The following is a 4233-nucleotide window of genomic DNA, read 5'->3' on the forward strand; positions in this document are numbered from 1 at the left end:
ACGATCCGCTCGCCATGCCGCTTTGCGCAGAGCGTTTCGACGGCCTCGCCGATGCGTTCATCGGTGTCGCCGAATTCGATCCCTTGCGGGACCACGGCAGAGCGTACGCCGCCGCCCTGCGCGCCGCTGGCGGCCGCGTGACCGATCATTTCGGCGCAGGCCTGGTGCATGCCGCCTTGCGCGCGAAGGGCTGCTCGCAGGTTGAAGCGTTTTACGACGCGCTTTGCCGATTCCTGCGCGATTACTGAGCGGCCAGTTGAGTGGCGACTGAGCGCAACCAGCGGGCAAAACCCAAATACGTCATGACGTTTTTGACCAGGGCACGTACACGCGAGCGCTCGGCTACACGCCGCTCGTCCGCATGCGGAGGCCTGATATGACGAACTGCATAACAGGCTAATTTCACTAAGAAGCGGCTCACCCCGCGCAGCATGGAGACCAGTGCGCTGCATCTGGATCTCATTGGCAATATGAAGCGGTTGAACTCGCTCTGCTGCTCGACGGCGTATCCGGTGCTGGAAGCGGCTGGTGCGTTGCACGAGACGCGCCTGCGCAAGCGTTCTCTGGACACATTGCACGTCAAGGAGTGATGCTGGTCGCGCAAGCATCGGGTTCCCCACTTTCTTGTTCAGCGGGCGGGCAGTGCGCATCGTCATCTGACTTGCAGTCCGTCACCAGACTGTCGATTTCGACCATCGCACGGGCGATCCCGGCTCCCGCGCGACCGAAGGTGCCCGCACCGTGCTGCTGGTCGCTTCTTGCCATGTAAGAATGCTCAATCGCGGTGAGAAGCACTCCAGTGCCGCTGACCCGACGCCACTCAGCTTGCATCCGTCCTAACGCGAAGCCGTCCCTTTTTGGCAGCTTGCAAATCTGGAGATTTGAATTTAGCCTGCATCGGCAATCGGCGGATCTCTTCAACGCACTACCTTCCTTTCGGGAACAGCGATGACGATGAAGCGTGTCTGGGCGGGCCGTGTCCTCTCGATCTCAGCAGCGGCAGGACTGGCCGGCGGCGGCATCAACCCCGCATCGGCTGCGCCGCCCGACGCACTCGTCGCAGCCGCCAGGCAGGAAGGGCAGTTGACCACGATCGCACTGCCGCATGACTGGTGCGGATACGGTGCGCTGATCGCCGCATTCCAGAAAAAATACGGCATCCACGTCAATGAGCTCAACCCCGATGCAGGCTCGGGCGACGAGATCGAAGCGATCAAGGCAAATAAAGGCAACAAGGGACCGCAAGCGCCCGATGTGATCGATGTCGGCCTGTCGTTCGGTCCGTCCGCGAAAAAGGACGGCCTGTTGCAGCCTTACAAGGTATCGACGTGGGACGCGATCCCGACTGCTTCCAAGGATGCGGACGGCTACTGGTACGGCGACTATTACGGCGTGCTCGCGTTCGAAGTCAACGCGGACATGATCGACAAGCCGCCTGCCGATTGGGGCGATCTGCTCAAATCCGACTATCGCAATGCGGTCTCGCTTGCAGGCGACCCGCGCTCGGCCAATCAGGCCATTCAGGCCGTTTATGCGGCGGGCCTCGCGCAGAGCAAGGGCGATGCGACCAAGGCTGACCAAACGGGCCTCAAGTTCTTCGCCGATCTGAACAAAAGCGGCAACTTCGTGCCGGTGATCGGCAAGGCCGCGTCGCTCGCGCAGGGCACGACGCCCATCATCGTGCGCTGGGATTACAACGCGCTTGCCGATCGTGACACGCTCAAGGGCAATCCGAAAGTACAGGTAATCGTGCCGAAGACCGGCGTGGTAGCGGGCGTCTATGTGCAGGCGATCAGCGCCTACGCGCCCCATCCGAATGCCGCCAAGCTGTGGATGGAATTCCTTTACTCCGACGAAGGGCAGCTCGGCTGGCTTGCCGGATACTGCCATCCGATACGCTACAACGAACTCGTCGCGCAGAAAAAGGTGTCGCAGGCGCTGCTCGCGAAGCTGCCGCCTGCATCGTCCTATAGCAACGCTATCTTCCCGACGCTCGATCAGCAAAACGCCACGAAGGACGCTGTGACCAAAGGTTGGGATCAGGTCGTTGGCGCGAACGTAAAGTAGGCACGCACGAGACCACCGACGGGATGAGCGCATCTCCGCAGCCAGGCGCCTCAGGCCCGGATTTTCTGACGCCGGCCGCGCCTGCGCCGAAGTCCGGCCCCGTGCGCGCAGAGAGCGGAGCGAGTTGGCTGACCTATGTTGGCGTCGTACCGTTTTTCGGGTTCGCGCTGCTGTTTCTTCTATTGCCAACTGCCTTTCTGATGATCGGCGCGTTTCAGGACGCGCAGGGGCACTTCACGTTAGCGAATATTCGCGAGCTGTTTCAGCCTGCCGTGCTCGATGCCTACTGGATCAGCGTGAAGGTGAGCGTCGCATCCGCCGCTGGCGGGGCGCTGTTCGGCGCGCTGCTCGCCTGGGCCGCGGTGCACGGCCGGTTGCCCGCGTGGATACGGCCGACGCTCATGACCTTTTCAGGCGTCGCATCCAACTTCGCGGGCGTGCCGCTTGCCTTCGCCTTCATCTGCACATTGGGTCGCGTGGGCCTCGTGACGGTCCTGGCGAGGAAATACCTCGGCTTCAATCTCTATTCCACCGGGTTCAGCATTCTCAGCTTCCTCGGATTGACCATTACGTACCTGTACTTCCAGATTCCCTTGATGGTACTCATCATCACTCCGGCGCTCGATGGGCTGAAGCGCGAGTGGCGGGAAGCGTGCGACTGCCTCGGGGGTACCGCGGCGCAGTACTGGCGTTACGTCGCTTTGCCGGTCCTGTGGCCGAGCCTGCTCGGCGCCACCTTGCTGCTGTTCGCCAACGCGTTCGGCGCGGTCGCCACGGCTTACGCGTTGACTGGTAGTTCGCTCAACATCGTTCCGATCCTGCTGTACGCGCAGATTCGCGGCGACGTGCTGCATAACCAGAATCTCGGCTATGCGCTCGCGCTCGGCATGGTCGTGGTCACGGGCTTGTCGAACGGCGGCTATATCTGGTTGCGCGCGAGAGCCGAAAGGGGACGCCGATGAAAGCGCAGTCGCGCGCCGGCGCCTGGGTCGCGATGAGCATCGGCACGCTGTATTTTTTCATTCCGCTTGCCGCGACGTTCGAGTTCAGCCTGCGGATGCGGCGCGACGCGTACAGCTTCGACGCGTATCGGGTCGTCTTCGGCGATCCCCATTTTCAGGCTTCGTTCGGCTATTCGGTGCTCATGGGGTTGCTCACCGTCGTCGTCGGCGTGGTGCTCGTCGTGCCCACTGCGTATTGGGTACAACTGCGTTTGCCGAAGCTGCGGCCTGTCGTCGAGTTCATCACCTTGCTGCCGCTCGTGATACCGGCCATCGTGATTGTCTTCGGCTACCTGCGCATCTACAACAGCAGTTCGATTCTGCCGCTCACCAGCAACGAGCGCGCGACCGATCTGTTGCTCGTGTTCGGTTATGTCACGCTCTCGCTGCCTTACATGTACCGCGCCGTCGATGCAGGTATGCGCGCCGTCGACGTCCGCTCGCTGACCGAGGCCGCCGAGTGCCTCGGCGCGGGCCGGATGACGATCCTGTTTCGCGTGATCTTCCCGAACGTGCGCTCAGGGATTCTGTCGGGCGCGTTCCTGACGTTTGCCGTCGTAATCGGCGAATTCACGCTTGCGAGCCTGCTGGATCGCCCGGCGTTCGGACCGTACCTGCAACTGGTCGGCGCGAACCGTGCCTACGAGCCCTCGGCGCTGGCGATCATCGCGTTCATCGTCACGTGGGCGTCGATGGGGTTGATCCAGGTGTTCGGTTCGGCGCGCGCACTGGCCGGTCATAAAACTTGAGCCGGCGAGGCCGCGACCCATGGCATTCCTCGAGATCGACAATCTCCATAAAGCGTTCGGGCCGAATGTCGCGCTGCATCGGTTCGACATGCAGATCGAGCAAGGGGAATTCATCACGTTTCTCGGCCCCTCGGGCTGCGGAAAGACCACCGTGCTGCGCATGATCGCCGGATTCGAGACGCCCACGCGCGGCTCGATCCGCCTGGATGGGCGTGACGTCACGCATGTGCGTACGCGCGATCGCGCCGTCGGCATGGTGTTCCAGTCCTATGCGTTGTTTCCGAACATGACGGTGGCGCAGAACATCGGATTCGCGTTGAAGGTCGCAAAGCGTTCGCAGAAGGAGATGGACGCTCGCGTTGCCGAAATGCTCGAACTGATCAAGCTGCCGCATCTCGCCGAGCGTTATCCGTGGC

5 protein-coding genes and 1 pseudogene are annotated in these 4233 nt (G+C 62.1%); all 6 read left to right on the forward strand.

Going from position 1 to position 4233, the window contains the following annotated elements; all coding sequences use genetic code 11:
- Positions 1-248, forward strand: a 248-nt coding sequence (locus tag AWB67_RS43265; protein ID WP_159965096.1) for an alpha/beta hydrolase fold domain-containing protein, incomplete at its 5' end; no start/stop codon positions are given.
- A 171-nt stretch (positions 249-419) separates the two neighbouring features.
- Positions 420-590, forward strand: a pseudogene (locus AWB67_RS41125) (Na/Pi cotransporter family protein); the annotation flags it as partial.
- 358 nt (positions 591-948) lie between these two features.
- Entirely contained in the window at positions 949-2067 is a 1119-nt protein-coding gene (locus tag AWB67_RS34675; protein WP_087660452.1) for an ABC transporter substrate-binding protein, read from the forward strand.
- A gap of 23 nt (positions 2068-2090) precedes the next feature.
- Entirely contained in the window at positions 2091-3029 is a 939-nt protein-coding gene (locus AWB67_RS34680) for an ABC transporter permease (protein WP_087660453.1), read from the forward strand.
- Positions 3026-3817: an ABC transporter permease gene (locus AWB67_RS34685; protein ID WP_087660454.1), complete on the forward strand. Its 792-nt coding sequence runs from the start codon at positions 3026-3028 to the stop codon at positions 3815-3817. Before AWB67_RS34680 ends, AWB67_RS34685 begins: the two co-directional genes overlap by 4 nt.
- Before the next feature lie 19 nt (positions 3818-3836).
- A partial coding sequence (locus AWB67_RS34690; RefSeq protein WP_143328453.1) for an ABC transporter ATP-binding protein occupies positions 3837-4233 on the forward strand: 397 nt, incomplete at its 3' end.

Origin of the sequence: Caballeronia terrestris (assembly GCF_001544515.1) — a bacterium.
GTDB lineage: Bacteria > Pseudomonadota > Gammaproteobacteria > Burkholderiales > Burkholderiaceae > Caballeronia > Caballeronia terrestris.

Bases quoted from the DNA above. Each gene is read 5' to 3' on its own strand.
- AWB67_RS34675 (WP_087660452.1), top strand. From the start codon at position 949: ATGACGATGAAGCGTGTCTGGGCGGGCCGTGTCCTCTCGATCTCAGCA.
- AWB67_RS34680 (WP_087660453.1), top strand. From the start codon at position 2,091: ATGAGCGCATCTCCGCAGCCAGGCGCCTCAGGCCCGGATTTTCTGACG.
- AWB67_RS34685 (WP_087660454.1), top strand. From the start codon at position 3,026: ATGAAAGCGCAGTCGCGCGCCGGCGCCTGGGTCGCGATGAGCATCGGC.